This is a genomic window from Pusillimonas sp., assembly GCF_044464525.1.
GTDB lineage: Bacteria > Pseudomonadota > Gammaproteobacteria > Burkholderiales > Burkholderiaceae_B > Pusillimonas.
In genome coordinates this window covers 1-23,698 of sequence record NZ_JBIQLE010000004.1, presented here as the reverse complement: position 1 = coordinate 23,698, position 23,698 = coordinate 1, and the positions used below count along the sequence as shown (strand labels likewise).

The following is a 23,698-nucleotide window of genomic DNA, read 5'->3' as shown; positions in this document are numbered from 1 at the left end:
ACGGCGCCCTCGGGCGCCGTTTTGCCGTCATAGGGTCAGGCCAGGCTTCGGCGATTCCATGGCATTTTCATCAACAGCCTTGCCAGGCCGCAAAAGCCCGATGCTCCGGCAAACACCAGGCCCGCGCCCACGAACCCGGAAAGCGCCAGCCACCAAGGCGAAAGCGCGATGCCAAGCACGGTGCCCAGCACAATCATTGATCCGGCGGCGATTTGCACCTGCCGCTGTAGCTCCAGCGGTTGGGCCGTGTCGATACTTACGGGCAGGCCCGCTTTCTTCCAGGCGTCCAAGCCGCCCTCCATGACATAGGTTTCGCACTGGGTGCAGGCTTGGAGTGTTTTTGCGCTTAATTGCGTGCGGTTTCCCGAGCTGCAATGAAATATGACGGCGCTGGCGTTTTTCAGGGCGTCGTGGCCTTTCGCCAGTTGCTCCATCGGCAGGTTCAGAGCTTGAGCAATATGTTCGCGAGCGTGCTCGTCGGCCGAACGGATATCCACCAGCAGGGCGCCTTCGGAGATGTGCCGGCGGGCGGCTTCGGGGGTAAGGGATTTCAGGGTCATCGGTCGGGCTCCAGGCGTGGGTCAGGGACAGTAGATTTCCTTGAGCGTGGCGACGAGTTTGGCGACATCGGGGTTATCGATGCGGTAGTGCAGGGTTTGCGCTTCGCGCCGGTACGTCACCAGGCCCTCTTCACGCATCTTGGCAAGATGCTGCGAAAGTGCCGATTGACTCAGATCGACGTATTCCTGCAGGGCTCCGACGGACATCTCTTCGTACTCTATCAACAGACATAAAAGCAGAAGCCGGTGGGGATTGCCGACGGCGCGCAGCATGGTAGCCGCCTTGGCGGCTCCTTCTTGCAGGAACAGGAGATCTTTATCGTTCATGGCAATGTACGAATTGTATATTAGTTTTTTCTAAATTAGAATATACTAATTGAAAGTGGATGTAGTCTTCGAGCACGGACAGGATAGCGAATGCCAAGCGGCCGTGCATCCCGCCACAACGAAAAACTCAGCGCGAGCCTCGGCACGTGCATTGAAGGGAGCCGACTCCATGGCCAAGAAAGACTCTTTTGATTGTATCTATGCGCACGACGAGGCGCCGAATTCCGAACAGCGCAGGTTGTTCCTGATGGCGGGTGTTGCCGGGGCGCTGGCCGCCGCGATACCGCCAGTGGCCGATGCTGCCGAAAAGGCAAAGACTTCCGCTCGAATCGTCATTGCAGGGGCGGGCGCGGCCGGCCTGACAGTGGCATCGAGGCTGGCCGCGACCCTGGACGGAGCGAACATCGTCCTGATTGACAAGCGCAAAGAGCATTTCTATCAGCCTGGCTTCACGCTGGTCGGCGCCGGCGTAAAGCCCAAGGATTACGTGGTCTCGGATACGGCAAGTTATGTTCCCGCCGGCGTGCGATGGGTGAACGAACGCGTCGCCGAGCTCGATCCCGACGGCAACAAGGTCGTGACCGACAGCGGGGCCTCGTATCCCTATGATTTTCTGGTGGTCGCTACCGGATTGCAATTGGAGTACGGCCTGATCGAAGGCATGGAAACCGCCTTGATCGGCAAGAACGGCGTTGCCAGCATCTATCAGGGACCGGAGGCCGCCGCCGCAAGCTGGCAGGCTCTGTCCGCTTTTGCGGACCAGGGGGGAACAGGCATTTTTCTGCGTCCGTCCACCGAGATGAAGTGTGCGGGCGCACCCCTTAAATATACTTTTCTTGCCGAAGACCATCTTGCGCGGCGAGGAAGGCGCGACAGGTCGCGCATCGTCTACAACGCGCATAACAAAGAACTGTTCAGCGTGCCCATTGTGTCCGAGAAAGTACGCATGCTGTTCCAGCAGCGAGGCGTCGAGGTCAATTACGAGAGGGTGCTCCGGGCTATTGATCCGGGCAGGCGCATCGCCCTGTTCAGCACCCCCCGGGGCACCGAAGAGCAAGGCTACGATTTCATCCACGTGATTCCGCCGATGCGCGCGCCCGAAGCGGTTCGGAACAGCCCCTTGCCATGGCGGACAGGGCCGTGGGGAGCCGAGGGATGGATGGAGGTAGACAGGGGAACCTTGCGCCACGTGCGTTACCCCAATGTGTTCGGCGTGGGAGACATTGCGGGCGTGCCCAAGGGCAAGACCGCCGCGAGCGTGAAGTGGCAGGCGCCGGTGGTGGTCGACCACATCGTCGCCGAGATCGCCGGCAAGGTATCCGAAGCCCTCTATACCGGCTACACATCGTGCCCATTGATCACACGCCTGGGCAGGGCCATGCTGGTGGAGTTCGATTATCAGAACAATCTCGTTCCGTCGTTTCCGGGAGTCGTTGCGCCCCTGGAGGAGTTATGGATCAGTTGGGTGATGAAGACGATGGCGCTCAAGCCAACATATCTCAGCATGTTGCGTGGCAAGGCATAAGGAGGCGGTACCATGAAAGAACTCGATCTCTTCGTATTGTTGGCGGTGTTCCACGAAATGCTCGGAGCGCTATTGTGGGTGCTTCTGTTTGCCGCGGTCTTCAGCATCGCGGCATTGGCGGTTCTGTTGTTGCGCGAGCGCCGCATCGACGCGCGCCGGCTCTTGCGTTCGCAGGCAATAGGGCTGCTTGGCGGCGCCGGCGCGCTGGTCCTCATGGTTCGTGTTTCGTCCTCGGGCTTCATGGATGTGGGCGGGCCGATCGATTGGCTTCTTATCGCCCTGGTGTTCGGGATTGGGCTGATTGGCGTCACGGTTGCCTTCTACACACTTGGCGGGTGGTGGGCGCTTCTGCGCCATACGGCAAAGTAAAAAACTCGTGCCGCCACACGGCCCTTGCAGCCTGGCCTGAAGCCCCGGCCTAGTCTGTAGAAGGGCGGGCAAGGCCCGACGCATGGTAGCTTTTGATTTGCCACTGCCCCGTTGTTTTCTGGGCGGTGATCGATAGGCAGACGGGCCGCAGACGCCGGTCGGCCTCGATGAACGTGATCTTTGCGTGGCCCGAGACGACGTCGGGCGTCAACGAGATGGCTTCGATATCTTCGATAAGGGCGCTGGTGCCCGACGGTACGTTTCGATAATACTCGAGCACGGCGTCGCGCCCAGAAAGCAGGGTAGGCGCCAGCCCCTGGAACAGCACGTCGGGGGCGAACAGGGCGGCGATCGCCTCGGCATCGTGGTTGTCGAACGCGGCTTGCCACAACCCCAGCAGGGCGCGCAGCGCGTCGTTTCCAGGGTCAGGCCTGGACGATGGCGGGGTCTCGCTTGATGGAGGATTGGAATCGTGGTTCATGCCCGGAAGACTCAAGATGGTTGATATGCATACCATACCAGCTAAGGTCCGGTCCGAGCGCGGCCACCTCGCCAATTACCAGCAAAGATGGAGCCTGGAAGCCGTGGTAAGCCGCCAGCCCCGCCAGTTCGCACAGCCGGCCGGTAAGTACCCGTTGCTTGGTCCGGGTGCCGTTCTCTATCAATGCGAAGGGCGTGCCGGCCGTTCGCCCGTGCTTCAGTAGCTGCGCCTCCAGCCACTGTATCTGGCTGACGCCCATGTAGAAGACCAGTGTCTGGTTGGGTCGGGCCAGCGAGGGCCAGTCCAGGACGCCTTCCTTGCTGCTGTGCGCGGTGATGAAACGCACCGATTGAGCGTGGTCGCGATGCGTCAGCGGGATGCCGGCGTATGCGGTGCAGGCAAGCCCGGCTGTCAGCCCGGGTACCACTTGATAAGGAATGCCCTGTTGGGCCAGGTACTCAAGCTCTTCGCCGCCGCGCCCAAACACGAAAGCGTCGCCGCCCTTCAGGCGCACAACCCGTTCGCCCGCCCGGGCGTGCCGGACCATCAGGGCGTGGATGCGCGCCTGCGTGGCGTGGTGGTCTTCACCCGGCGTCTTGCCCACGAAAATGCGCTCGGCGTCCCGCCGGGCCAGATCGAGCACTTCATCGCTGACCAGCCGATCATACAGAATGACGTCCGCCTCGTTGAGCGCGCGCAGGCCTTTCAGTGTGAGCAGGCCGGGATCGCCCGGCCCGGCTCCAACCAGCAATACTTCGCCGACCGGAGCTTGTTCGGGGGTGGACAGCTCGTGCAGCAAGGCCTTCTCCGCCGCTTCGGGCTGTTGCGCCCGCAGGGCCGAGGCAACCGGGCCGTCCAGCAGCCAATCGTAGAATTGCCGGCGACGCTGCAGGCCGGGCCGCAGGGTTCGTATCGCGCCGCGATGCCTGGCCGCCAGGCCGGCCAGTGCGCCCAGAGAGTGGTCGAACATCGATTCGATGCGCTCGCGCAAGCGTCGCGCCAGCACGGGCGCCGCGCCGGAGGACGAGATGGCGATGGTTAGGGGCGAGCGGTCGACAATGGACGGCACCTGGAAGGAAGACAGTTCCGGGTCATCCACGACATTGATGAAAAGCCGGGCCTGCTCCGCCAGTTGGGCGATGCGGCGATTGAGGGCGCGGTCGTCGGTTGCCGCCACGGCGAGCCAGGCTTCGTCAAGCCATTCGGGCTGGAATTTTTGCTGCCGGACGGTGATGCGCGATGCTTTGGCTAGCGCCAGAAGGCCGGGCGTGAACGACGGGGCGCCCGCCAGCACATCCGCGCCCGCCGCCAGCAGGCTGCGTATCTTGCGCTCGGCGACAACGCCGCCGCCCACGACCAGCACGAGGCGGCCCTTAAGGTCGGTGAAAATGGGAAACAGCTTCATGTTCGGCTTCCTGTGTTCAGGCGGTCTCGAGCACGATGGGGATCAGGCGCTGCTCAGGAGCCGGCACGACCTGGGTGCGAATGAGAAAATCGCCGAAATGCTCATCCGGCAGGCGGTTTGCGGCATAGGCGGAAAACAGCTCGTCCAGCGCTGCCAGAATCTCGGGCTCGGTGATGTTCTCGCGATGTAGCGTATTGATTCGCTGGCCCGTGAAGTCGGCGGCCAAGCGAAGATCGTAGCGGCCCGGCGCGCGCCCCACCAGGGCTATCTCGCCCAGATAGGGGCGTGAACAGCCGTTGGGGCAACCCGAAAGGCGCAACAGTATGGGCGCGTCGGCCAGCCCGTGACGCTCGAGCAGGGCTTCGAGCTTGGGCAGCAACACCGGCGCATAGCGTTCGCTTTCAGCCATTGCCAGGGCGCAGGTTGGCAGCGCCACACAGGCGATGCTGTGGCGGCGGATGCCGCTTTGGCTCGCATAGCCGTCCAGTCCGTACCGGCCCGCCAGCTCGTCCAAGCGGGCCTTGTCTTGTTCGTCGACATTGGCGATGACCAGGTTCTGGTTGCAGGTAAGGTGGAACTCGCCGGTATGGACGCGTGCGATTTCCCGCATGCCTGTCAGAAGCTGCAAGCCGTTCTCATCCCACAGGCGGCCGGCTTCGACGTAGAGGCCCAGATGCCACTTGCCGTCGGCGCCTTGCAGCCAGCCATAGTGGTCGCCGTTGTTGTCGAAATGGTACTGGCGCACGGGTTCCAGTTCGAAGCCGATGCGTTTTTCCAGCTCGGCCTTGAACCACTCCAGGCCAAGATGGTCGAGCGTGTATTTCAGGCGGGCGTGCTGGCGTTCAGAACGATTGCCGTGGTCGCGCTGCATGGTGACAACGCCTTCGGCCGTTTCGATCAGCCGCTCGGGCGTGACGAAACCTATGACGCTGCCCAGGCGCGGATAGGTGGTGGGGTCGCCGTGGGTTGCGCCCATGCCACCGCCGATCGCTACGTTGAAACCCTGTAGCTTGCCGTTCTCGATGATGGCGATCAGGCCTAGATCCTGGGCGAAGACGTCGATGTCGTTCAGGGGCGGGATGGTGACGCCCATCTTGAACTTGCGCGGCAGGTAGGTGGGGCCGTAGATGGGCTCTTCCTGGGGTTGCCCGACGATTCTCTCGCCGTCCAGCCAGATTTCGTGATAGGCGCCGGTGCGGGGCAGAAAGTGATCGGAAAGCTTTTGCGCCCATTCGTGCACGAGGCGATGCTGGCTGGAAAGATGCGGGTTGACCGCGCCCACCACCTGCCGGTTTACATCGCCGCAGGCGGCCAGTGTGGTGGCCATGGCCTTGTTGAGCGCCTGCATGGTGGCCTTGAGGTCGCGCTTGACAACGCCGTGCCATTGAAAAGTCTGCCGCGTGGTGATGCGCAGGCCGCGCGTCGCCCAGGTGGTGGCGATGCGATCGAGCTCCAGCCATTGCTGTGGCGTGACCACGCCGCCCGGCAGGCGCGCACGGATCATGAACGAATGGGCCGGCTCAAGCTTGCGCTTGCGGCGCTCGTCGCGAATGTCGCGGTCATCTTGCTGGTAGCTGCCGTGAAATTTCAGCAGCTTGTTGTCGTCGTCGCTGATGGCGCCGGTAATCGGGTCGTTCAAGCCTTCTTCTATCGTGCCGCGCAGGTAGCGGCTGTCTATCTTGATCTGTTCCAGGTGGGAAATCGAGGTGGTCATGCTGATCCTGTTGCTTAATATACGTCGCGGGCGTAGCGGCCTTGGGCGGCCAGCTCGTCGAGCCAATGCTTGGCCTGTGCGGGGTCCAGCCCGCCTTCTTGGTGGGCAATGCGCTGCAAGGCCTGGTGCACGTCTTTGGCCATGCGATTGGCGTCGCCGCACACATAGACATGTGCGCCGCCCTGTATCCAGGCGTAGAGCTCGGCGGCTTGCTCCAGCAGGCGGTCTTGTACGTATATCTTCTGCTCTTGATCACGTGAGAAGGCCAGGTCAAGGCGATGTAGCTGGCCGTCGCGCAGCGCCGCCTGCCATTCCGTTTGATAGAGGAAGTCGGAACTGAAGTGCGGGTTGCCGAAGAACAGCCAATTGCGGCCGTTGCCGCCCTGGGCGGCGCGTTCTTGCACGAAGGCGCGGAAGGGCGCCACCCCGGTGCCGGGGCCGATCATGATCACGTCGCGCGAGGTGTCGACCGGCAGGCGAAAGCGGGTGTTCTCTTCAATGAAGATACGCACGCGCTCTCCTTCGGCGAGCCGGCTCAGGTAGCCCGAGGCCGCGCCGCAGCGGGCCTGCCCTTCGAATTCATATTCGACATTGGCGACGGTAAGATGCACTTCCTCGTCGACGCTGGATTGGCTCGACGCGATGGAGTACAGGCGGGGCGCCAGCGGCCGCAGCGCCTGGACGAATGTTTCGGCGGTCCATGTGGCGGGGTGCTTGCGCAGCACGTCGGCCAATTGCCGGCTGGAGACCAGCTCGCGGAAGGCGTCCGGCTGGTCGGGTTGCAGCACCGTGGCCAGCTCTTTGCTTTGCGACTTTTCGGCAAGGGCCTGCAGGAAGGGGCGGGTCAGTTGCGTCAGCTCGCGATGGGAAGCCAGCCAGTCTTTGAGCGGACGCTCGACGTCGGATATGTTGACGGCTTGATCGCCGTCCAGTTCCACCAGTTCCAGCACCTCGGCCACCAGAGCTTCGGACTGCACCGGCCATACGCCCAGCGCGTCGCCGGGCTGGTAGCTGAGCTGGCTGTCTTCCAGCGATAGCTCAAGATGGCGCACGTCTTTGTCGCTGTCGGCTGCGGTGATGGGCTGGTTCAGCAACAGCTCTGCTTCGAACGGCGCTTCGCGCGTATAGCGGCTGGCCTTGGGATGCAGGGGCGTGACGCTGGCGCTGGGTGGCGGCTGGTCGGCCTGCTTCAGAACGACTTGCGCCTGCTCGAACGCCTTCTGGGCCCAGGGCTTGGCGACCGTGTCGATGTCAAGGTCAGCCAGGCCTACGTCGTGTACGCGTGTTGCGCCCAGCTCGGCCAGCCTGTCGTCGATCTGGCGCGCGATGCCGCAGAACGAAGGGTAGCTAGAGTCGCCCAGGCCCAGTACAGCGTAGTTGAGCGAGGGCAGCTTGGGCGCGCGCCGGCCTGCCAGGAACTCGACGAAACCGATGGCGTCGTCGGGCGGTTCGCCGTCGCCTTGCGTGCTGATTACGATATACAGCAGTTGTTCGTCCTTGAGCTCGCGGGTGGTGTAGCGGTCGGCCCGTACCAGCCTTGCAGGCAGGCCTGCCGAGCGCACCTGCTCGAACAGTGTTTCGGCGGCGCGCTTGGCGTTGCCGGTCTGGCTGCCGTAAAGAATGGTCAGGGGCCGAGGCGCTGCGGCGGGCGTGGCTGCCAAGGCGGCGATCTTCTGGGCCGGATGCGCAGCGGGAGCCTGGCGAGCCAGGCCGGCGAAGTAGCCTGAAAGCCAGCTCAGTGACTGGGTGTCCAGGTCTTCGGAGAGCTGCTTGAGCAGGACGTGTTTTGATTCGGGTAGATGTGACAATGCCAACATGACAGACTTCATGAATGAATGAACATCCATTCTATGAAGCCGCGCACGTTAAGCGAACGACAACATTCTTATTACTTTATGCGCTTTTCGTAGTTGTGGCTTTGGCTGCCCGGTAATTAAGAAAGCCAGGCCTCGCGCGCAAGCCGGTGCATGCGGCGCCTGGCGCGTTCAATGAATCATCAAGTATTTGCCGGCAGGTAATGCATCCATCCCTGGGCCAGCCAATCGTCAAGCATGGAGATTTCGCGTGATGTCAGCGACCGCGCATGACGTCCCGCGCAGTCGAGCTGCCTGTCGTTGGCCAGTGCGCGCAGGCCGGCGCTTGGCGGCAGGTCGGCCAACTCGCCGTTGATGTAGAGCTCTTTGCCTCGATACATTATTCGCGTGCATCGGTCGGCCGCCAGAATGCCGGTGGATGGCCAGCCGTCCGCCAGCCCTGTGTCTTCGGCCGTGGACTCAAACCAGGCCGCCGGCGAAGGCTCGGTCAGCCATTGGCCTAGAAAGCGGGACGCAAGCCCTTCATCAAGCACTATCCGCCTGGCCGCATCAAGCGCGGTCTGCACCAGGTGGTCGGGCAGATGGGCTGGGTTTCGCGTTGCCGCCGCGCCCCGGTCGCGGTAGCGCGCGCCAAGTTTGGGGCCGGGCCCCGGGCGGGCGCCGTAAAGGCCAGGGTCTTCACCAACGCGGGCCATAAGCTGATCCGCGGCGGCTTCCAGCACGCCCCGCGCCAGCCCGGCCAGGGTCGGCGCGCGAAAGCCGATCGAAATCGTCATGCAGTCGCCTTGGGCGATGCCGTCATGGGCCACCTGCGGCGGCAGGTAAAGCATGTCCCCCGGTTCAAGCACATATTCGTGCTCGGCTTCAAAATTGCGCAAGATCTTGAGCGGCAGGCCTTCTTGCAGGGTAAGATCTTTTTGTGTACTAATGCGCCAGCGACGCCGGCCATGCGCCTGAAGCAGGAACACGTCATAGCTATCGAAATGCGGCCCCACTCCGCCGCCGTCTGAGGCTACGCTGATCATGGCATCATCCAGGCGGGCATCGGAGATGAAACGGAAGCGGTGCAGCAGTTCGGCCATGTCGTCGTCGTGCGCATCGGTGTTCTGGGCCAGTACCGTCCAGCCCGGCCGGCGCATGGCCGGCAGGCGCGCAAAGGGGCCGGACTTCATTTTCCACTGCTGGTCTTCTTGCCAGATCAGGCGCGATTCCACTTCTTCCCGGCGCACGAGTGCACGTATATCGGAGATAGAAAGGGGCGGCTGGAATCCAGGCATGGCTTGCCGCACCAGTAATGGCTTGCGCTGCCAGTGCTTCTTCATGAAAGCCTGAGGGCTGAGGCCGCCGAGCAAAGTTAGTGGAGTGTCCGGATTCATAGGTGGTCGGCTCGTAGCCGGTACAGTGCATCAAGCGCTTCGCGCGGGGTCATCTGGTCAGGGTCCAAAGCAGCCAGCGCCTCGGCGAAGGCGTGAGCGCTTTGCGCTTCTGCCGTGGCATCGGGGTGGTCGTTTCCTTTCGACATGGCCAGGCTCTCGTCCGAGATCCAATGAGAGTCGTGGTCTTCATTTGGGGCATCCACGGAGACGCTGGATGCCGCCTCGACAAAGAGGTCGAGTTGCGGCGTGGGCGCGCCCAGCGCTTCCAGGCGCGACAGCTCGCGGCCCGCATGGCGGATGACCGCCGGGGGGATTCCCGCGCGTTGAGCCACTTGTATGCCGTAGCTGCGGCTGGCTGGCCCTGGCCTGACCTCGTGCAGGAACACGATGCCTGAGGCCGAATCCGCCGCCGCCAAATGAACGTTTGCCGCGGTGAGCGATTCAGCCGGTAGGCGGGTCATTTCGAAATAATGGGTGGCGAACAGTGTCAGTGCCTGATTGTGATTCAACAGTCGGTGCGCGATGGCCCAGGCCAGGGCCAGGCCGTCGTAGGTCGATGTGCCGCGTCCGATTTCGTCTAGCAGCACCAGGCTTTGCGGCGTGCTGGCAGCAAGGATGGCCGCTGCTTCGGTCATCTCCACCATGAAAGTCGAGCGGCCGCCGGCCAGGTCATCCGCCGCGCCGATGCGTGTGAAAATGCGATCGATTTGTCCGACGCGGGCGCTGCGTGCGGGAACGAAGCTGCCTACGCGGGCCAGCAGGGCGATCAGCGCGACCTGCCGCATATAGGTTGATTTACCACCCATATTGGGTCCGGTGATAAGCAGCATGCGCCGGTCGGCATGGAGTTCGCAATCGTTGGGCGTGAAGCGTTCAATAGTGCGTTCCACCACAGGATGGCGACCAGCTTCGATAATGACCTCGGATGCCGCTGTCAGTTGTGGCGATACCCAGTCGTTGTCGCGTGCGTGTTCCGCCAGCGCCGCCAGAGCGTCTATTTCGGCCAGCGCCGATGCGCAAGACGAAAGCCGCGCCGCGTGGGGGGCCAACAGATCAAGCACTTGCTCGAACAGCCATTTCTCGCGCGACAGGCTCCGGTCTTTGGCCGACAGGATCTTGTCTTCCCAGGTTTTGAGTTCGGGCGTAATGAAGCGCTCGGCGTTCTTCAATGTTTGGCGGCGACGGTAATCGGCGGGTACTTTGTCTGCCTGGCCCCGCGTGACCTCGATGAAGAAGCCGTGCACGCGGTTGTATTCGACGCGCAGGTTGGAGATGCCTGTGCGCTCTCGCTCGCGGGCCTCGAGCTCGACCAGGAACTCGCCGCTGTCGCTGGCAAGGCGGCGCAGTTCATCCAGCTCGGCATCGTATCCAGCGGCGATGACGCCGCCGTCCCGCACCATCAGTGCAGGCTCGGCGTCGATGGCGTCGCACAGCAACTTGGCCAATTCATCGTGCAGATCGGTGCGCCGCAGGAATTCATCCAATTCGGGCGTGGCGTTGAACGCCGTGCCGATATGCTCTCGCAAGAAAGGCAGCAGCGCCAGGGCGTCGCGCAGGCTGGCCAGCTCGCGCGGGCGCACCGAGCGCAGGGCGATGCGGGTGGAGATGCGCTCGATGTCGGGATAGCGGTGGAGCGTGTCCTGTAATGTTTCCAGGCCGGCCGTTGCATCCAGGCTGTCGCTGTCTCGTCCCGCCAGAAAGGCCTCGATCACCCGCAGGCGAGCCTGTGCCGGCTCGTTGTCTCGCAATGGATGGTGCAGCCAGCGGCGCAGCAGCCGGCTGCCCATCGGTGTACGGCAATGATCCAGGGTCGAGAACAGCGAAGGCCCATCGTCGCTGCCCAGCGCTTGGCTCAGCTCGAGGTTCTTGCGAGTGACCGGATCCAGCACCACGTAGGCCCCCGGCCTTTCGACGCGGATGGATTGGATGTGGCTAAGAGATTGGGACTGTGTCTGGCTGACATAGTGCAACAATGCCCCGGCTGCGCAAATCGCCGCCGGCATGTCGCCCAGATCGAAGCTGGAAAGCGAATCGACCGCAAAATGCGTTTGCAGCACGTGGCGCGCGTTGTCGGCTTCGAAGTGCCAGTCAGGCATCGTGCTGACCGCAACTGGCCCGTCGAGGCGCATGCGCTTGCTCTCGGCACACAGCAGCTCCGCTGGCGCGATCCGATGCAATTCGGATTCCAGCATATCCGGCGCGCACTCTGTAACGCAAAAGTCGCCATTGGCCAGGTTCATCCAGGCGATGCCGCTGCATTCGACTCGATTGATGCGCGCTGTCCAGAGGGCGGCGATCTGCCTGTCGGCCTTGGCGGGCAGCAGCGCATCGTCGGTAAGCGTGCCGGGCGTGACGATGCGCACGATCTTGCGTTCGACCGGGCCCTTGCTGGTGGCCGGATCGCCGATCTGCTCGCAGATAGCCACCGATTCGCCCAAGGCGACCAGCCGCGCCAGATAGCCTTCCATCGCATGAAAGGGCACCCCCGCCATGGGGATGGGCGCGCCATTGGAAGTGCCGCGTTTGGTCAGCGTCAGATTAAGCAAGCGCGCCGCCCGCTCGGCATCTTCATAGAACAACTCATAAAAGTCGCCCATGCGATAGAGCAACAGATGTGCGCCGGCCTCTTTTTTTAGGGTGAGGTACTGGCGCATCATGGGCGTGTGGGCGCTTATATCCTGTTTTTCCATTAAAAATTCAATAAATTATGTCGTGTCAGGGAGCAGGCCGGGGCTATTCGGGGCAAACCCGATATCGCTGTTTTCAAGCGTGAAAGGCATGCTACCGAAGAACAGACATTGTAATGAGTCTGCCTGCCGTCGCGCGATGATGGCATACGCAAGCGCCGACGCCTGAGCCTTCGGAAACTACGCGGGGCATTTCCGTCGCCTTTCGCGCCTCCGGCCTCGACGCTTTGGGTAGCCTAGCACCACGCTATGCGTATCTCTTAGCCACCCCTACCCGACGAGGCTTCCATGACACTTCTTGCCAATATCAACAAACTGAAGAATAGCGTTCTGCAGGCCAGCAATTTGAACGAGGCGTGGAACCAGTTCTTCGACCTCACCATGCACCCTTCCTTCATGAAGGCTTCCGGCCCGGCACGCCTGGATAATCTGAACTTCATACTTGAACAAATTTGCAAGCACATGAAGCCGGGCAGTCAGAGCAAACCCAGGGTCTCGCCTGTGGTGCGGTGCAAGGGCACCGACTTCTATCACGGCGCGCTCGACATCGACGGCAAGCCGGGAGCCTTCATATATTTTGATGACGCCGGGGTCGGCATGGCGGCGCTTATCGTCCACGGCATAACAACCGAGTTCTGCCGCTTCACCGCCACCGTCGTCCAAAGCCCGCACTGCTTCGCACCCATGCCGGCCGATAAGCCGGCGGTGCATTAGCAGTTGTCATAGGCTAGTCCAGACAGATGCCCAGATATGCCAGGATTTGTCTCAAGAAGACGGCTGATTTCTTGGGGCAAATTGACACTGAATAGAGGTTGCGTGCATGGTAGCCCTTACGTTGAGACCGGGCGCTTGTTCGAGGTATGCTCTTCTTTGAACTTATGTTACAAGAATTATCATGAAAGATATCGCTGCTTCGGACCTCAAAACTATCTTGCATTCCAAGCGGGCAAATATCTACTACTTGGAACATTGCCGAGTTCTAGTCAACGGGGGGAGGGTTGAATATGTTACTGATGCGGGTAAGCGCTCCTTGTATTGGAATATTCCCATCGCGAATACGACCAGCATCCTCTTAGGAACAGGTACTTCGATTACGCAGGCGGCCATGCGTGAGTTGGCGAAATCTGGAGTGCTGGTGGGTTTCTGTGGTGGCGGAGGAACGCCTTTATTTTCGGCAAATGAAGTGGATGTCGAGGTCGCATGGCTCAATCCGCAAAGTGAATATCGTCCCACGGAGTATTTGCAGGCGTGGGTCCGCTTCTGGTTTTCCGACGACCTCAGGCTGATAGCCGCTAAGGCCATCCAGAAGCATCGAACACTGCGCTTGCGGGAAACCTGGCGTCTATCTCATTGGCGTGAATTTGGTTTTGATGTTGATCGGGGTCGACTTGACCAGATGCTTGACCGTACCCTGATACAGATCGAGCGGGCAGATGATTTGACTGCGTTGTTTACCGAGGAGGCGCGTCTTACCAAAAGCTTGTTCAAGCTTGCAGTCGATACGGTGGGGTATGGCGAGTTCACGCGCGCTAAGCGTGGGTCGGGTACGGACCCCGCAAATCGCTTTCTGGACCACGGGAATTATTTGGCCTATGGCTTGGGAGCCACTGCCTGCTGGGTATTAGGGCTGCCGCACGGGCTGGCAGTGTTGCATGGCAAGACTAGGCGGGGCGGACTCGTATTCGACGTTGCAGATTTAATCAAGGATGCCTGCATTCTGCCGCAGGCTTTCGTATCGGCTATGCGTGGCGATGATGAACAGCAGTTCAGACGGCAGTGCATAGAGATATTGACCCGCACCGAATCTCTAGACTTTATGATCGATGCGGTCAAGGACGTCGCGCTAACCACCGCTCGGTTGGCGGAACAGGGAGTGAAAGAGGGTGGCGCCGCGTGAATGTGCTTCTGATCTCGCAGTGTAGTAAGAGGGCGCTCGTAGAGACTCGCCGTATTCTTGATCAATTTGCCGAGCGGCGGGGCGAACGAACCTGGCAGACGGCAATAACATTGGCTGGGCTGGATACCTTGCGTAAATTGCTGCGTCGAACCGCGCGTAAAAATACGGCCGTGGCTTGTCATTGGATTCATGCCAAAAATCACACTGAACTTTTGTGGATCGTGGGCGATACCCGTCAGTTCAATACAGAAGCTGCGGTTCCTACCAACACAACTACGCGTGATGTGCTGCGGCGTAATGACGAGAATGACTGGCACCGTCTACGGCTGATGCGGCAGTTGGCTGCGTTGGCGGCGTTACTGCACGATATGGGCAAGGCCTGTGAAGCATTCCAGTTGCGTTTGCGGCCTGGCGCGCCAAAAGAGAAGAACCGCTATCGTCATGAGTGGATTTCGGTGCGCTTATTTCAAGCTTTTGTGGGGCGGGACGATGATGTTGGCTGGCTACGGCGTTTGGCTAATGCCGCTCAGCACGAGGGCGAGGACACTGATTTCGAAGCTTTTTGGCTGGACTTCGGTAGTGGGCGCCTGTGGCGAGATGGTATGGATCCAGATGCCGTGCAGCATGCGCCGTTCGGTGCAGGGGCGAACAGCCTTCCTCCGTTGGCGCAAGCGGTGGCCTGGCTGGTGCTGACCCACCATCGCCTGCCTACTTTGCCACGTAGTGCTACGGAAACGGCCTCGTCGCAGCTTTGGCACGGCAGAATAATACGCAGTGTCAGTGGGGCGGAGCTCTCAAACGTAATGAGCAGGATCACGGCTGACTGGAATGAGCCGTGGGAAACAAAGCACGAGCCCGATAAAGCCCAGTCGTATTGGTCTTTTCCAGCCGGGCTTCCCGTACGTACGCCATTGTGGCGCAAGCGGTCGGCTCGCATTGCCCGGAGCATGCTTCAAGATCTGCCAATGGCGGCAGACAGCTTGTCGGACCCGTTTGTTATGCATTTATCCCGGTTGATATTGATGCTGGGGGACCATTATTACTCCAGTCTCACAGAAGAGACGCACCGGGTGATCGGCATTCCTGATTACCCGCTGTTTGCGAATACCGACCGTGCCACGGGAGCCTGCTTGCAACGACTTGATGAACATCTTCTGGGGGTCGAGCGGCACGCAGGACAACTTACGCATGGGTTGCCAAGCTTGGCTAGCCAGTTGTCGCATCTGATCGGGCATCGCGGCTTGAAACGGCGCAGCAGCAACCCGTTGTTCCAATGGCAGGATAAGGCGGTGGATCTGGCCGTTGGTGTACGGCGACGGGCTCAGGATCATGGGGCTTTTATTGTCAACATGGCCTCGACCGGTTGCGGAAAGACCCTAGGCAATGCCAGGATCATGAATGCGCTGGCGGATCCACAGCGCGGCTTGCGTTGTGCATTTGCCATTGGCTTGCGTACATTGACTTTGCAGACTGGTCGTAGTTTCCAGTGCGATCTTGATCTGGGTGATGACGAGCTGGCGATCCAAGTCGGTGGGGCGGCAAGCCGAGAACTATTCGAATACTATGAACAACTGGCCGAGCGTAGTGGCTCTGCTTCCCGGCAGGCGCTGGTCGATGAGTCTACTCATGTGGTGTTCGAGGGTAACGATCAGCATTCTGTGCTCCAGCAACTGGGGAATGACGGGCAAGCACGAAAGCTCCTTGCAGCACCGCTCTTGGTGTGTACAGTGGATCATCTCACACCCGCCACTGAGAGCTTGCGTGGAGGCCGGCAGATCGCCCCGATGTTGCGGCTGTTGACTGGCGACCTTGTACTTGATGAGCCCGACGACTTTGACCTAGCTGATCTTCCGGCGCTTACCCGTCTAGTATATTGGGCAGGCTTGCTAGGATCGCGTGTGTTGTTATCTTCCGCTACCTTGCCGCCCGCCCTGGTGGAAGGCTTGTTCATGGCTTACAGAGAAGGGCGCGTGTGTTATCAGAAGAACCGGGGCCAGCGCCCGGGCGAGCTGCCGCATATCTGCAGCTTGTGGGTTGATGAGTTTTCTCAAGCACACGCCGATTGTGCTGGCCAGGATGAGTTTCGCCAACAACATCAGGCGTTTGTCGAGCGGCGGGTCAGCAAGCTGGGCAAGCAAGCAGCGCGTCGACGAATGAGTTTGCTGCCATTGCCGGCGGGCTTTCAGACCTTCGATAAAATTGAACGCCGCCGACAGTTTGCTTTGACATTGAGGGATGCCGCGCTGCAGCTGCACTCACACCATCACTGTATTGACCCCCAGAGTGGCAAGCGGGTCAGCTTTGGTCTACTGCGCATGGCTAATATCGACCCTCTCTTTGATGTGGCATTGGCATTTTTTCGGAATGGCGCGCCGTCGGGAGCAATCATCCATCTGTGCGTGTATCACTCGCAGTTCCCTCTGTTTCTGCGCTCCGCTATTGAACATCGTTTGGATACCGTTTTGAATCGCCGTAATGAGATGGCGGTATTCGATCTGCCTGATGTTCGACGAGCAATCGATGGGCACGTTGCCGAGGACCAATTGTTTGTTGTATTGGGATCGCCGGTTACCGAAGTTGGTCGTGACCATGATTATGACTGGGCTGTGGTTGAGCCTTCTTCTATGCGTTCGCTCATCCAGTTGGCGGGTCGAGTGTCGCGCCATCGTCCGAATCGGATTGCAACTGCGTGCAATGTGCTGGTGTGCGACAGCAATCTGCGTCATTTTGAACAGCCCGGAAAGCCGGCATTTCTTCGTCCGGGCTTCGAGAGTAAGGGGGTTACCCTACATTCGCACCGCTTGATGGATTTGTTGGCGCCTTGGCTGGATGAGCAGCAGCAGATGGTGGTTGATGCTCGTCCGCGCATTTTGCCTCGCCCGGTGAATATCCGGCAACCGAATGGCACTCTGGTGGATCTGGAACATACCAGGTTGGAGAATATGATGTTGCCTTCTAGACGGCCCGTCGCGCCGGTGCATCGCAATCGACTGGACAAGGTGATGCCCGAGCCCTCGATGTCTACGGAGTTGAACGCCAGTAGTTGCTTACGGGAAGCGGCACACTTGACGGGCTTTTTGCAACAGGCCCAGCCTTTTCGAGACGATGCTCAACCTAGGGTGGAGGTCGTGCTAAAGCCGAATGAGGATGACGATGATTATGCTTTGTATAGAGTGGCGTCAGGCAACCGGAAATGGCAGGAACTTTATGTGCGCGTGGAAAATAGTCTGAATCATAGGGTTCCCGATAAGGCGGTGCGTGATGGCGACCGAGTCGTCCCATGGGTAGTAGAGCAGGATGTCGTTGCGTCCATTGAAAGCCAGGCAGAAGACATGGGCCTAGACCCTGCGCGTTTTGCTATCTCATTCGCGCGGGTATCTTTAGCGGAAAGTGCCCACGGTTGGCGTTGGCATCCAGTTCTGGGGTTTTCGCGGAAAGAATGACGTATTTAGGCGGAGGCGGGTTCGTTTTGCAACGGCTCAAGCAGGGGTGCGTGCGACACAGTGTTGAGTTCCGCCGTACGCATATTGAACTAACTTTGCAAATTGAGCCAGAGTTGCGCATCGCCGCCAAAGTAGCCGCTTAGTCACGAGGTTGTATCGACTGTGCCCCTATGCCGTTCGAGCAGAATATCGCTGATGCGGCTAGCCATCACTTGCTGAGGTGGGCTGTAAATGGCAGTCTGGTAAACTGCCTGTTCGGCAGGAATGTAATAAAATATCTTAAAATTAAACAAAAAATTTTATAAGCTGTTTGTGCAACAGATATAGAGACTAACAATTTGATATATTAAAATAAAACATAAAATGGATGTGAATTTAGTTGTTGCGTGATGTAGCTCTGAGGGTGATGGAAAATGTCTGAATCCAGGTCAATACAGCAACAAATGCAAACCAAGATTGCAGCCTTCCTGCAAGAGAGGTTGCAAGGCAGGCTTGACAAGCTTCCGCCAGATGCGCCAGCAAGGATGGATTTGATTGCCCAGTTTCAGCCTGCTGCTTGGTTGGAAGATGCAGCTCGGCGGGTAGGCCAAATACAGGCTGTCACGCATTCGCTCAAGCCAATTCACCCTGATGCGCGAGGCTCTAATCTCTATGTCGATCCCGCATCGCTTCCGTCCCTGTCGTATGTCGGAAGCCATGTGCTTCGTGAGCACTTTACCAGCGACGTGGTCGGTAATGCGGCGGCTCTCGATGTATACAAGTTCCTCACGCTGGAAATGGAAGGTCGCAGCATTCTCGATTGGCTATTGGCGGATGAGCCCTCTGCTGTTGCCGCGCTCAGTGATAACCCCGAAACAGCCAGGGCGTGGCAGGCTGCTTTCGTGGGGTTGACTCAGGAGCGTCAAGGTGTAGCAGCTTCTCATGTGCGTGCCAAGCAAATGTATTGGCTGGTGGGTGGTGACGCGACCAATGACTCAGAGTTTCATCTATTGGCACCGTTATTTGCCACCTCATTGGCGCATGCCGTGCACGGCGTGATCCAGGAAGACCGTTTTGGCGAGGCGAATAAGGCGGCGCGGTCGGCGCGGCGGGCCGGTGAGATGCATGATGGAGTCTTGCGTGAGTACCGAGATCTGGCCATGCAGCGTTTTGGGGGGACTAAACCCCAAAACATTTCCCAATTGAATAGTGAGCGTGGTGGCGTCAATTATCTATTGGCATCTCTTCCACCTATATGGAAGCAGCGTAATATACGGCAGCCCTGGGGGCTGACGTCGGTTATCGACCAGATGCTGTTTCAATATCAGAGCGTGCGTTCTGTGCTGCGGGAAATGCTGGCTTTTCTCTTGAGCGATCCGCCATCCAATGCTGTGACTCGCAATCGGCGGGATGAATACGTTGATCAGTTGATTGATGAGTTAGTGAGCCTTGGGACGGTAATACAGCAGACTTGGCCGGCAGGGTGGTCAGCCGATGTGCGATGCGAAATCGTAATGGAAGAAAGATTATGGTTGGATCCGGGAAGGGCCGAGAGCGACGAGAAATTCCTGGCTGAGTGGCAGAAGATGGCTTGGCCTGCTCAGATTGGGCATCGTTTTGGTAATTGGCTCAATGCACGTCTGCAAGACCATCTGCCGGTCGGTGAGGTCGAGCACCGACATTGGAAAACAGAGTTGCTGATTGATGAGTCCGAAGATGGGTGGGCACGTCGGCTGCACAAATTACGTGGCAGGTTTGATGCTCTCCACGCTACTGCGGGCCATACGGGGAGGATATCGTAATGACGGTAGAGGATAAGGCCCAAGGTTTTCTGGTTCTTCCTCGTCTACAGATCCAGAATGCCAATGCAATCTCTAGTCCGTTGACTCATGGATTTCCTGCCATGACCGCATTTCTGGGGCTGATGTGGGCCTTGGATCGCAAACTGGCGGCAGCGAACATCCCCTTGGTACCGACGAAAGTGGGCGTGATTTGTCACGACTATGAAGAGCAAGTGCAGGATGGTTACGTCAAGACCTTTCGCCTGACGCGCAATCCGGTGGATAAAGATGGTAGTACCGCAGGCATCGTGGAAGAAGGTCGTATCCATTTGGACGTGACATTGGTGTTTCAGATGGCAGGGGGTAGCCCTGAGGACAAGGACAATCTGATTTTTCATGGCGATGATACGCGGCGCCGTGAGTTGGCGTGGCAGGTGCGCGACACGCTGGATACGATGCGCGTGGCCGGGGGGACTGTCTTGCCCGCAGTTCCACAGCCAGGAAGGCGAATTACGCCGCAGTTGATCGCATGGCCTGATGACACTGATGCGCAAGACCGAGCGTTTCGTAGATTAAGGCGTGCCTGGCTGCCCGGCTTCTCATTGGTAAGTCGTGATGACCTGCTCTTGCAGCATTTTCAGAAGTTACATGCGAGTGATGTGAACGCCACAGTACTGGATGCCTGGTTAGACCTCGCCCGATTTAATTATCGTAGCCATCAGGGTGATAGCCGTGATTCAGTAGTTTGGAAGCATGACAGGCCACGAGGTTCCGGTTGGATAGTGCCAATCTCCGTCGGCTATTCCGCGTTGTCTTCCCTGTACGAGGGGGGGCAGGTTCTTAATGCCAGGGATAACCGAACGCCGTTTAGGTTCGTAGAAAGCGTGTATTCGATGGGGCAGTGGATTAGTCCTCATCGATTGAGCTGCATTCAGGATTTGCTCTGGGAAGGAAAAACACTGCAGGATCAAGGGCTTTATCTGTGTCGGAATGGGTACGTACCACCGTCAAACGACGAGCCACTTGATTCGCTTGTTGCTATGCCGGCCAGCTATTGACTGATTTAAGCCTTGAGCTTCCATCCAAACTTGGAAAGAGGAGTTTCCATGTCATTGAAAACCGCTTCCGTTCTTGCCTTTGAACGCAAACTTGATCCTTCTGATGCTTTATTTCACTCGGGTAATTGGGACGATCAGGGCAATGCCGTTAACTGGCCGATTATCCCTATTCAAGAAAAATCCGTGCGCGGCACAATTTCAAACCGTTTGAAAGCTAAGGATCAGGATCCAGCAAAGCTAGATGCCGCTATCGAGAATCCAAATTTGCAGACCGTAGATATTGCTATGCTCCCTGCAGATGCCGATACGCTTAAGGTTAGTTTTACTTTGCGTGTGTTGCCCGGTGCGGGCAAGCCATCAGCCTGCAACAATTATGAGTATGAGGCCAAACTTTTGCAGTCCGTCCATGGTTACGTTGCCACCCACGGTTTTGGTGAGTTAGCCCGTCGTTATGCCCATAATCTTGCCAACGGCCGCTTCCTATGGCGCAATCGGATCGGTGCCGAACAGGTCAGAGTGGTTGTGTCGTTGCTTGAACAGGGCATGCCTACTAAAAGCTGGACTTTTGATGCGTTGCATTTGAGTATGCGGAACTTCGATGCAGGCAGTGCACAGGCTGACCTCCATGCTGTGGCTGCCTTGATCGCAGACGGGCTGACCGGCAAGCGCCACGTGTTACTTCATATAAATGCATTCGCAAGAATAGGGGGTGGACAAGAGGTATTTCCTTCTCAAGAACTTATTCTCGAACGTGGCCGTGGTGACAAGAGCAAGACGTTGTATAAGGTGGGGGACGTTGCTGCTATCCACTCACAGAAGTTGGGAAACGCGATTCGTACTGTAGACGACTGGTATCCAGGCGCAGCGGATTTGGGCCCTATTGCAGTTGAACCCTATGGTTCAGTAACAACTCAAGGGAAGGCATATCGGCAACCTAAGGAAAAGCAGGATTTTTACAACCTGCTTGATGGCTGGCTACTCAAGGATAAAGTTCCCGCTGTCGAGCAGCAGCACTTTGTCATGGCCGTGTTGGTCCGTGGAGGCGTATTTGGTGATGCGGGGAAGTAAATCGAATGACAACACATTTCATCGACATTTGTTTATTGCCTGACCCTGAGTTTGGACAGCCGTTGCTGCTTGGTGCCTTATATGCCAAGTTGCATCGTGCTTTGGTGACGATGAATTCTAGTGACATCGGGATCAGTTTCCCTGGCTATTGTTTACGGCCTCGGGGATTGGGGGCTGTGTTTCGGCTGCATAGTGAAGAAGCAGCATTGCAGCGTTTGATGGCAACAGAATGGATGCATGGCATGCGCGATCACACTAATACCAGAGAAATTCTGCCTATACCAAGCATCACCGAGCATCGCCAATTGTTACGTCGTCAGTTTAAGACTAGTGCCGAACGCATGCGTCGCCGACGTATGCGCCGTAAGGGAGAAACTCCTGAACAGGCGTTAATTGCCATTCCTGATGAGGTAGAGCGTCAGCCTACTTTACCGTTTGTTCAGTTGCGTAGTCAGAGCACAGGGCAAACCTTTTGCATTTTTTTGGAGTTGGCTGAGTCGCTGGCTGAGCCTAGGCGGGGTGTCTTCAATAGCTATGGTTTAAGTACGACAGCGACGCTTCCCTGGTTTTAACCCTTTTTTCTGGATAATAAAAAACTCTTTTCGTATCAATTGTTTAGGAAGTTCTGGCTTTTTTGGGTCCATATCATTCTTAAGCTTAAGTTCTTTAAAAATCAAGTTCTTACTATGCTTTTGCTCTAGCTCGCTGCCGCATAGGCAGCTTAGAAATTCGCCGCGCTCCGTTTCGGATAGCTCGTCCAGCTCGCTGCCGCATAGGCAGCTTAGAAACTGAGTCATTCGTGAAAGGGACGTTCGCAGGCGCTCGCTGCCGCATAGGCAGCTTAGAAATTATGACGTATGGGCGAGACAGGATTATCTGCGCTCGCTGCCGCATAGGCAGCTTAGAAAATCAAGTACCTGTGGCGCTGGAAGCAAAAGAACGCTCGCTGCCGCATAGGCAGCTTAGAAATGTATGGCGCGTTGCTTGAGTCGGCTCCGTACGCTCGCTGCCGCATAGGCAGCTTAGAAAGGAAGCGGCATGGCGGCAAGATCGATGTGTTCGCTCGCTGCCGCATAGGCAGCTTAGAAAGTATCGATGATGATTAAGCGTGGAATCTGCCCGCTCGCTGCCGCATAGGCAGCTTAGAAAGAGCGCCGCCCATGCGTGAGAAGAAACGCCGTGCTCGCTGCCGCATAGGCAGCTTAGAAATTCAAGCATGCGAATACCCGAGTACACGCCCTGCTCGCTGCCGCATAGGCAGCTTAGAAATTAAAGCAGGCCGAAGCCGAACACGAAGCCAGGCTCGCTGCCGCATAGGCAGCTTAGAAATTGCTATGCTCCGACCCGTTCCCAATCGCCCCGCTCGCTGCCGCATAGGCAGCTTAGAAATATCTCACACTTACAAGCCCTTTGCGTCTTAGGCTCGCTGCCGCATAGGCAGCTTAGAAAGAAGAGATAGCACGGCAATACGTGGCAGAGCAGCTCGCTGCCGCATAGGCAGCTTAGAAATTGATTTCCTCAGCCTTGACTGTGGCCTCGGCGCTCGCTGCCGCATAGGCAGCTTAGAAATTCCAGCCCAAAAGCGCAGCAGTGTTGTATTTGCTCGCTGCCGCATAGGCAGCTTAGAAAATCAGGCAACGGCCCAAAATCGTAGAGCACATGCTCGCTGCCGCATAGGCAGCTTAGAAATTTGCCCGAGCCACTGAAAGATCAACGGTGCTGCTCGCTGCCGCATAGGCAGCTTAGAAAAAAAAGCTGGCGACCTTGGGCCATTCACGGTCGCTCGCTGCCGCATAGGCAGCTTAGAAAGACAAGGACAAGCAGCGCTTTCCCAAGGCATGGCTCGCTGCCGCATAGGCAGCTTAGAAAATTGAGGCCCGCTCGCGAAAGCTGGCGGACAAGCTCGCTGCCGCATAGGCAGCTTAGAAATTTTGAAAGCCCCGATCCCTTTATCCCCACAGGCTCGCTGCCGCATAGGCAGCTTAGAAAACGCCCGCCGCATTGAGGGGAAGGGGAATGATGCTCGCTGCCGCATAGGCAGCTTAGAAAATCATCGTTACTGGCGAACCATGCACGCTTTAGCTCGCTGCCGCATAGGCAGCTTAGAAAACTTGGCCGCGCACGCAAATACGGTCAAGTTTGCTCGCTGCCGCATAGGCAGCTTAGAAAGGCTGGAATGACTGCTACGCCGCCATCGAAGCGCTCGCTGCCGCA

Annotated in this window: 17 protein-coding genes and 1 CRISPR repeat array; of the genes, 9 read left to right on the top strand and 8 right to left on the bottom strand. The window is 58.4% G+C overall.

Features of this window, described 5'->3' with window-relative positions; genetic code table 11:
* Positions 1-35: 35 nt before the first annotated feature.
* Complete coding sequence (locus tag ACIY1O_RS03295) at positions 36-560, bottom strand: rhodanese family protein (protein WP_397473652.1); 525 nt, start codon at positions 558-560, stop codon at positions 36-38.
* Between the two features lie 21 nt (positions 561-581).
* Entirely contained in the window at positions 582-887 is a 306-nt protein-coding gene (locus ACIY1O_RS03290) for an ArsR/SmtB family transcription factor (protein WP_397473651.1), read from the bottom strand.
* 169 nt (positions 888-1,056) lie between these two features.
* Here ACIY1O_RS03290 and ACIY1O_RS03285 point away from each other — a divergent pair, with 169 nt between their 5' ends.
* Positions 1,057-2,412, top strand: coding sequence for an NAD(P)/FAD-dependent oxidoreductase (locus ACIY1O_RS03285; RefSeq protein WP_397473650.1), 1,356 nt, complete (start codon positions 1,057-1,059; stop codon positions 2,410-2,412).
* A gap of 12 nt (positions 2,413-2,424) precedes the next feature.
* Positions 2,425-2,781 (top strand): DUF5368 domain-containing protein, encoded by a 357-nt coding sequence (locus tag ACIY1O_RS03280; protein ID WP_397473649.1) that lies wholly within the window; start codon positions 2,425-2,427, stop codon positions 2,779-2,781.
* A gap of 49 nt (positions 2,782-2,830) precedes the next feature.
* On the opposite strand, the gene ACIY1O_RS03275 is transcribed toward ACIY1O_RS03280, so the two are convergent.
* The 6 genes from ACIY1O_RS03275 to mutS all read right to left on the bottom strand — a co-directional run bounded on the left by ACIY1O_RS03275 (position 2,831) and on the right by mutS (position 12,261).
* Positions 2,831-3,262 (bottom strand): SgcJ/EcaC family oxidoreductase, encoded by a 432-nt coding sequence (locus ACIY1O_RS03275; protein WP_397473648.1) that lies wholly within the window; start codon positions 3,260-3,262, stop codon positions 2,831-2,833.
* A complete protein-coding gene (gene cysG / locus ACIY1O_RS03270) occupies positions 3,207-4,667 on the bottom strand; it encodes a siroheme synthase CysG (RefSeq protein ID WP_397473647.1) in 1,461 nt (486 codons plus the stop codon). The genes ACIY1O_RS03275 and cysG overlap by 56 nt, the downstream gene beginning before the upstream one ends.
* Positions 4,668-4,683: 16 nt before the next feature.
* Positions 4,684-6,381 (bottom strand): assimilatory sulfite reductase (NADPH) hemoprotein subunit, encoded by a 1,698-nt coding sequence (cysI, locus tag ACIY1O_RS03265; protein ID WP_397473646.1) that lies wholly within the window; start codon positions 6,379-6,381, stop codon positions 4,684-4,686.
* Between the two features lie 14 nt (positions 6,382-6,395).
* Entirely contained in the window at positions 6,396-8,198 is a 1,803-nt protein-coding gene (locus ACIY1O_RS03260) for an assimilatory sulfite reductase (NADPH) flavoprotein subunit (protein WP_397473645.1), read from the bottom strand.
* Between the two features lie 179 nt (positions 8,199-8,377).
* Positions 8,378-9,571, bottom strand: a complete 1,194-nt coding sequence (locus ACIY1O_RS03255; RefSeq protein ID WP_397473644.1) for a JmjC domain-containing protein — start codon at positions 9,569-9,571, stop codon at positions 8,378-8,380.
* The gene (gene mutS / locus ACIY1O_RS03250; RefSeq protein WP_487047365.1) at positions 9,568-12,261 is read right to left on the bottom strand and encodes a DNA mismatch repair protein MutS; all 2,694 of its coding nucleotides are present in this window, start codon (positions 12,259-12,261) and stop codon (positions 9,568-9,570) included. Before mutS ends, ACIY1O_RS03255 begins: the two co-directional genes overlap by 4 nt.
* Positions 12,262-12,546: 285 nt before the next feature.
* On the opposite strand from mutS, the gene ACIY1O_RS03245 reads away from it, so the two are divergent.
* From ACIY1O_RS03245 to cas6f, 7 genes are all read left to right on the top strand, one after another.
* Complete coding sequence (locus tag ACIY1O_RS03245) at positions 12,547-12,972, top strand: hypothetical protein (RefSeq protein ID WP_397473643.1); 426 nt, start codon at positions 12,547-12,549, stop codon at positions 12,970-12,972.
* Between the two features lie 181 nt (positions 12,973-13,153).
* On the top strand, positions 13,154-14,155 hold the full coding sequence (cas1f, locus tag ACIY1O_RS03240) for a type I-F CRISPR-associated endonuclease Cas1f (RefSeq protein ID WP_397473642.1): 1,002 nt from the start codon (positions 13,154-13,156) through the stop codon (positions 14,153-14,155).
* A complete protein-coding gene (gene cas3f, locus ACIY1O_RS03235; RefSeq protein ID WP_397473641.1) occupies positions 14,152-17,598 on the top strand; it encodes a type I-F CRISPR-associated helicase Cas3f in 3,447 nt (1,148 codons plus the stop codon). Before cas1f ends, cas3f begins: the two co-directional genes overlap by 4 nt.
* Positions 17,599-18,011: 413 nt before the next feature.
* Positions 18,012-19,379, top strand: coding sequence for a type I-F CRISPR-associated protein Csy1 (gene csy1 / locus ACIY1O_RS03230; protein ID WP_397473640.1), 1,368 nt, complete (start codon positions 18,012-18,014; stop codon positions 19,377-19,379).
* Entirely contained in the window at positions 19,379-20,416 is a 1,038-nt protein-coding gene (csy2, locus tag ACIY1O_RS03225) for a type I-F CRISPR-associated protein Csy2 (RefSeq protein ID WP_397473639.1), read from the top strand. Before csy1 ends, csy2 begins: the two co-directional genes overlap by 1 nt.
* A 48-nt stretch (positions 20,417-20,464) precedes the next feature.
* The gene (csy3, locus tag ACIY1O_RS03220; protein ID WP_397473638.1) at positions 20,465-21,484 is read left to right on the top strand and encodes a type I-F CRISPR-associated protein Csy3; all 1,020 of its coding nucleotides are present in this window, start codon (positions 20,465-20,467) and stop codon (positions 21,482-21,484) included.
* A gap of 5 nt (positions 21,485-21,489) precedes the next feature.
* Positions 21,490-22,056, top strand: coding sequence for a type I-F CRISPR-associated endoribonuclease Cas6/Csy4 (gene cas6f / locus ACIY1O_RS03215; RefSeq protein ID WP_397473637.1), 567 nt, complete (start codon positions 21,490-21,492; stop codon positions 22,054-22,056).
* A 128-nt stretch (positions 22,057-22,184) separates the two neighbouring features.
* Positions 22,185-23,653: direct repeats of the CRISPR family, unit length 28 nt; unit sequence GCTCGCTGCCGCATAGGCAGCTTAGAAA.
* Positions 23,654-23,698: the final 45 nt, after the last annotated feature.

Coding starts and splice junctions, on each gene's coding strand:
- ACIY1O_RS03295 (WP_397473652.1), bottom strand. CDS start 560: ATGACCCTGAAATCCCTTACCCCCGAAGCCGCCCGCCGGCACATCTCC.
- ACIY1O_RS03290 (WP_397473651.1), bottom strand. CDS start 887: ATGAACGATAAAGATCTCCTGTTCCTGCAAGAAGGAGCCGCCAAGGCG.
- ACIY1O_RS03285 (WP_397473650.1), top strand. CDS start 1,057: ATGGCCAAGAAAGACTCTTTTGATTGTATCTATGCGCACGACGAGGCG.
- ACIY1O_RS03280 (WP_397473649.1), top strand. CDS start 2,425: ATGAAAGAACTCGATCTCTTCGTATTGTTGGCGGTGTTCCACGAAATG.
- ACIY1O_RS03275 (WP_397473648.1), bottom strand. CDS start 3,262: ATGAACCACGATTCCAATCCTCCATCAAGCGAGACCCCGCCATCGTCC.
- cysG (WP_397473647.1), bottom strand. CDS start 4,667: ATGAAGCTGTTTCCCATTTTCACCGACCTTAAGGGCCGCCTCGTGCTG.
- cysI (WP_397473646.1), bottom strand. CDS start 6,381: ATGACCACCTCGATTTCCCACCTGGAACAGATCAAGATAGACAGCCGC.
- ACIY1O_RS03260 (WP_397473645.1), bottom strand. CDS start 8,198: ATGTTGGCATTGTCACATCTACCCGAATCAAAACACGTCCTGCTCAAG.
- ACIY1O_RS03255 (WP_397473644.1), bottom strand. CDS start 9,571: ATGAATCCGGACACTCCACTAACTTTGCTCGGCGGCCTCAGCCCTCAG.
- mutS (WP_487047365.1), bottom strand. CDS start 12,261: ATGGAAAAACAGGATATAAGCGCCCACACGCCCATGATGCGCCAGTAC.
- ACIY1O_RS03245 (WP_397473643.1), top strand. CDS start 12,547: ATGACACTTCTTGCCAATATCAACAAACTGAAGAATAGCGTTCTGCAG.
- cas1f (WP_397473642.1), top strand. CDS start 13,154: ATGAAAGATATCGCTGCTTCGGACCTCAAAACTATCTTGCATTCCAAG.
- csy1 (WP_397473640.1), top strand. CDS start 18,012: ATGTCTGAATCCAGGTCAATACAGCAACAAATGCAAACCAAGATTGCA.
- csy2 (WP_397473639.1), top strand. CDS start 19,379: ATGACGGTAGAGGATAAGGCCCAAGGTTTTCTGGTTCTTCCTCGTCTA.
- csy3 (WP_397473638.1), top strand. CDS start 20,465: ATGTCATTGAAAACCGCTTCCGTTCTTGCCTTTGAACGCAAACTTGAT.
- cas6f (WP_397473637.1), top strand. CDS start 21,490: ATGACAACACATTTCATCGACATTTGTTTATTGCCTGACCCTGAGTTT.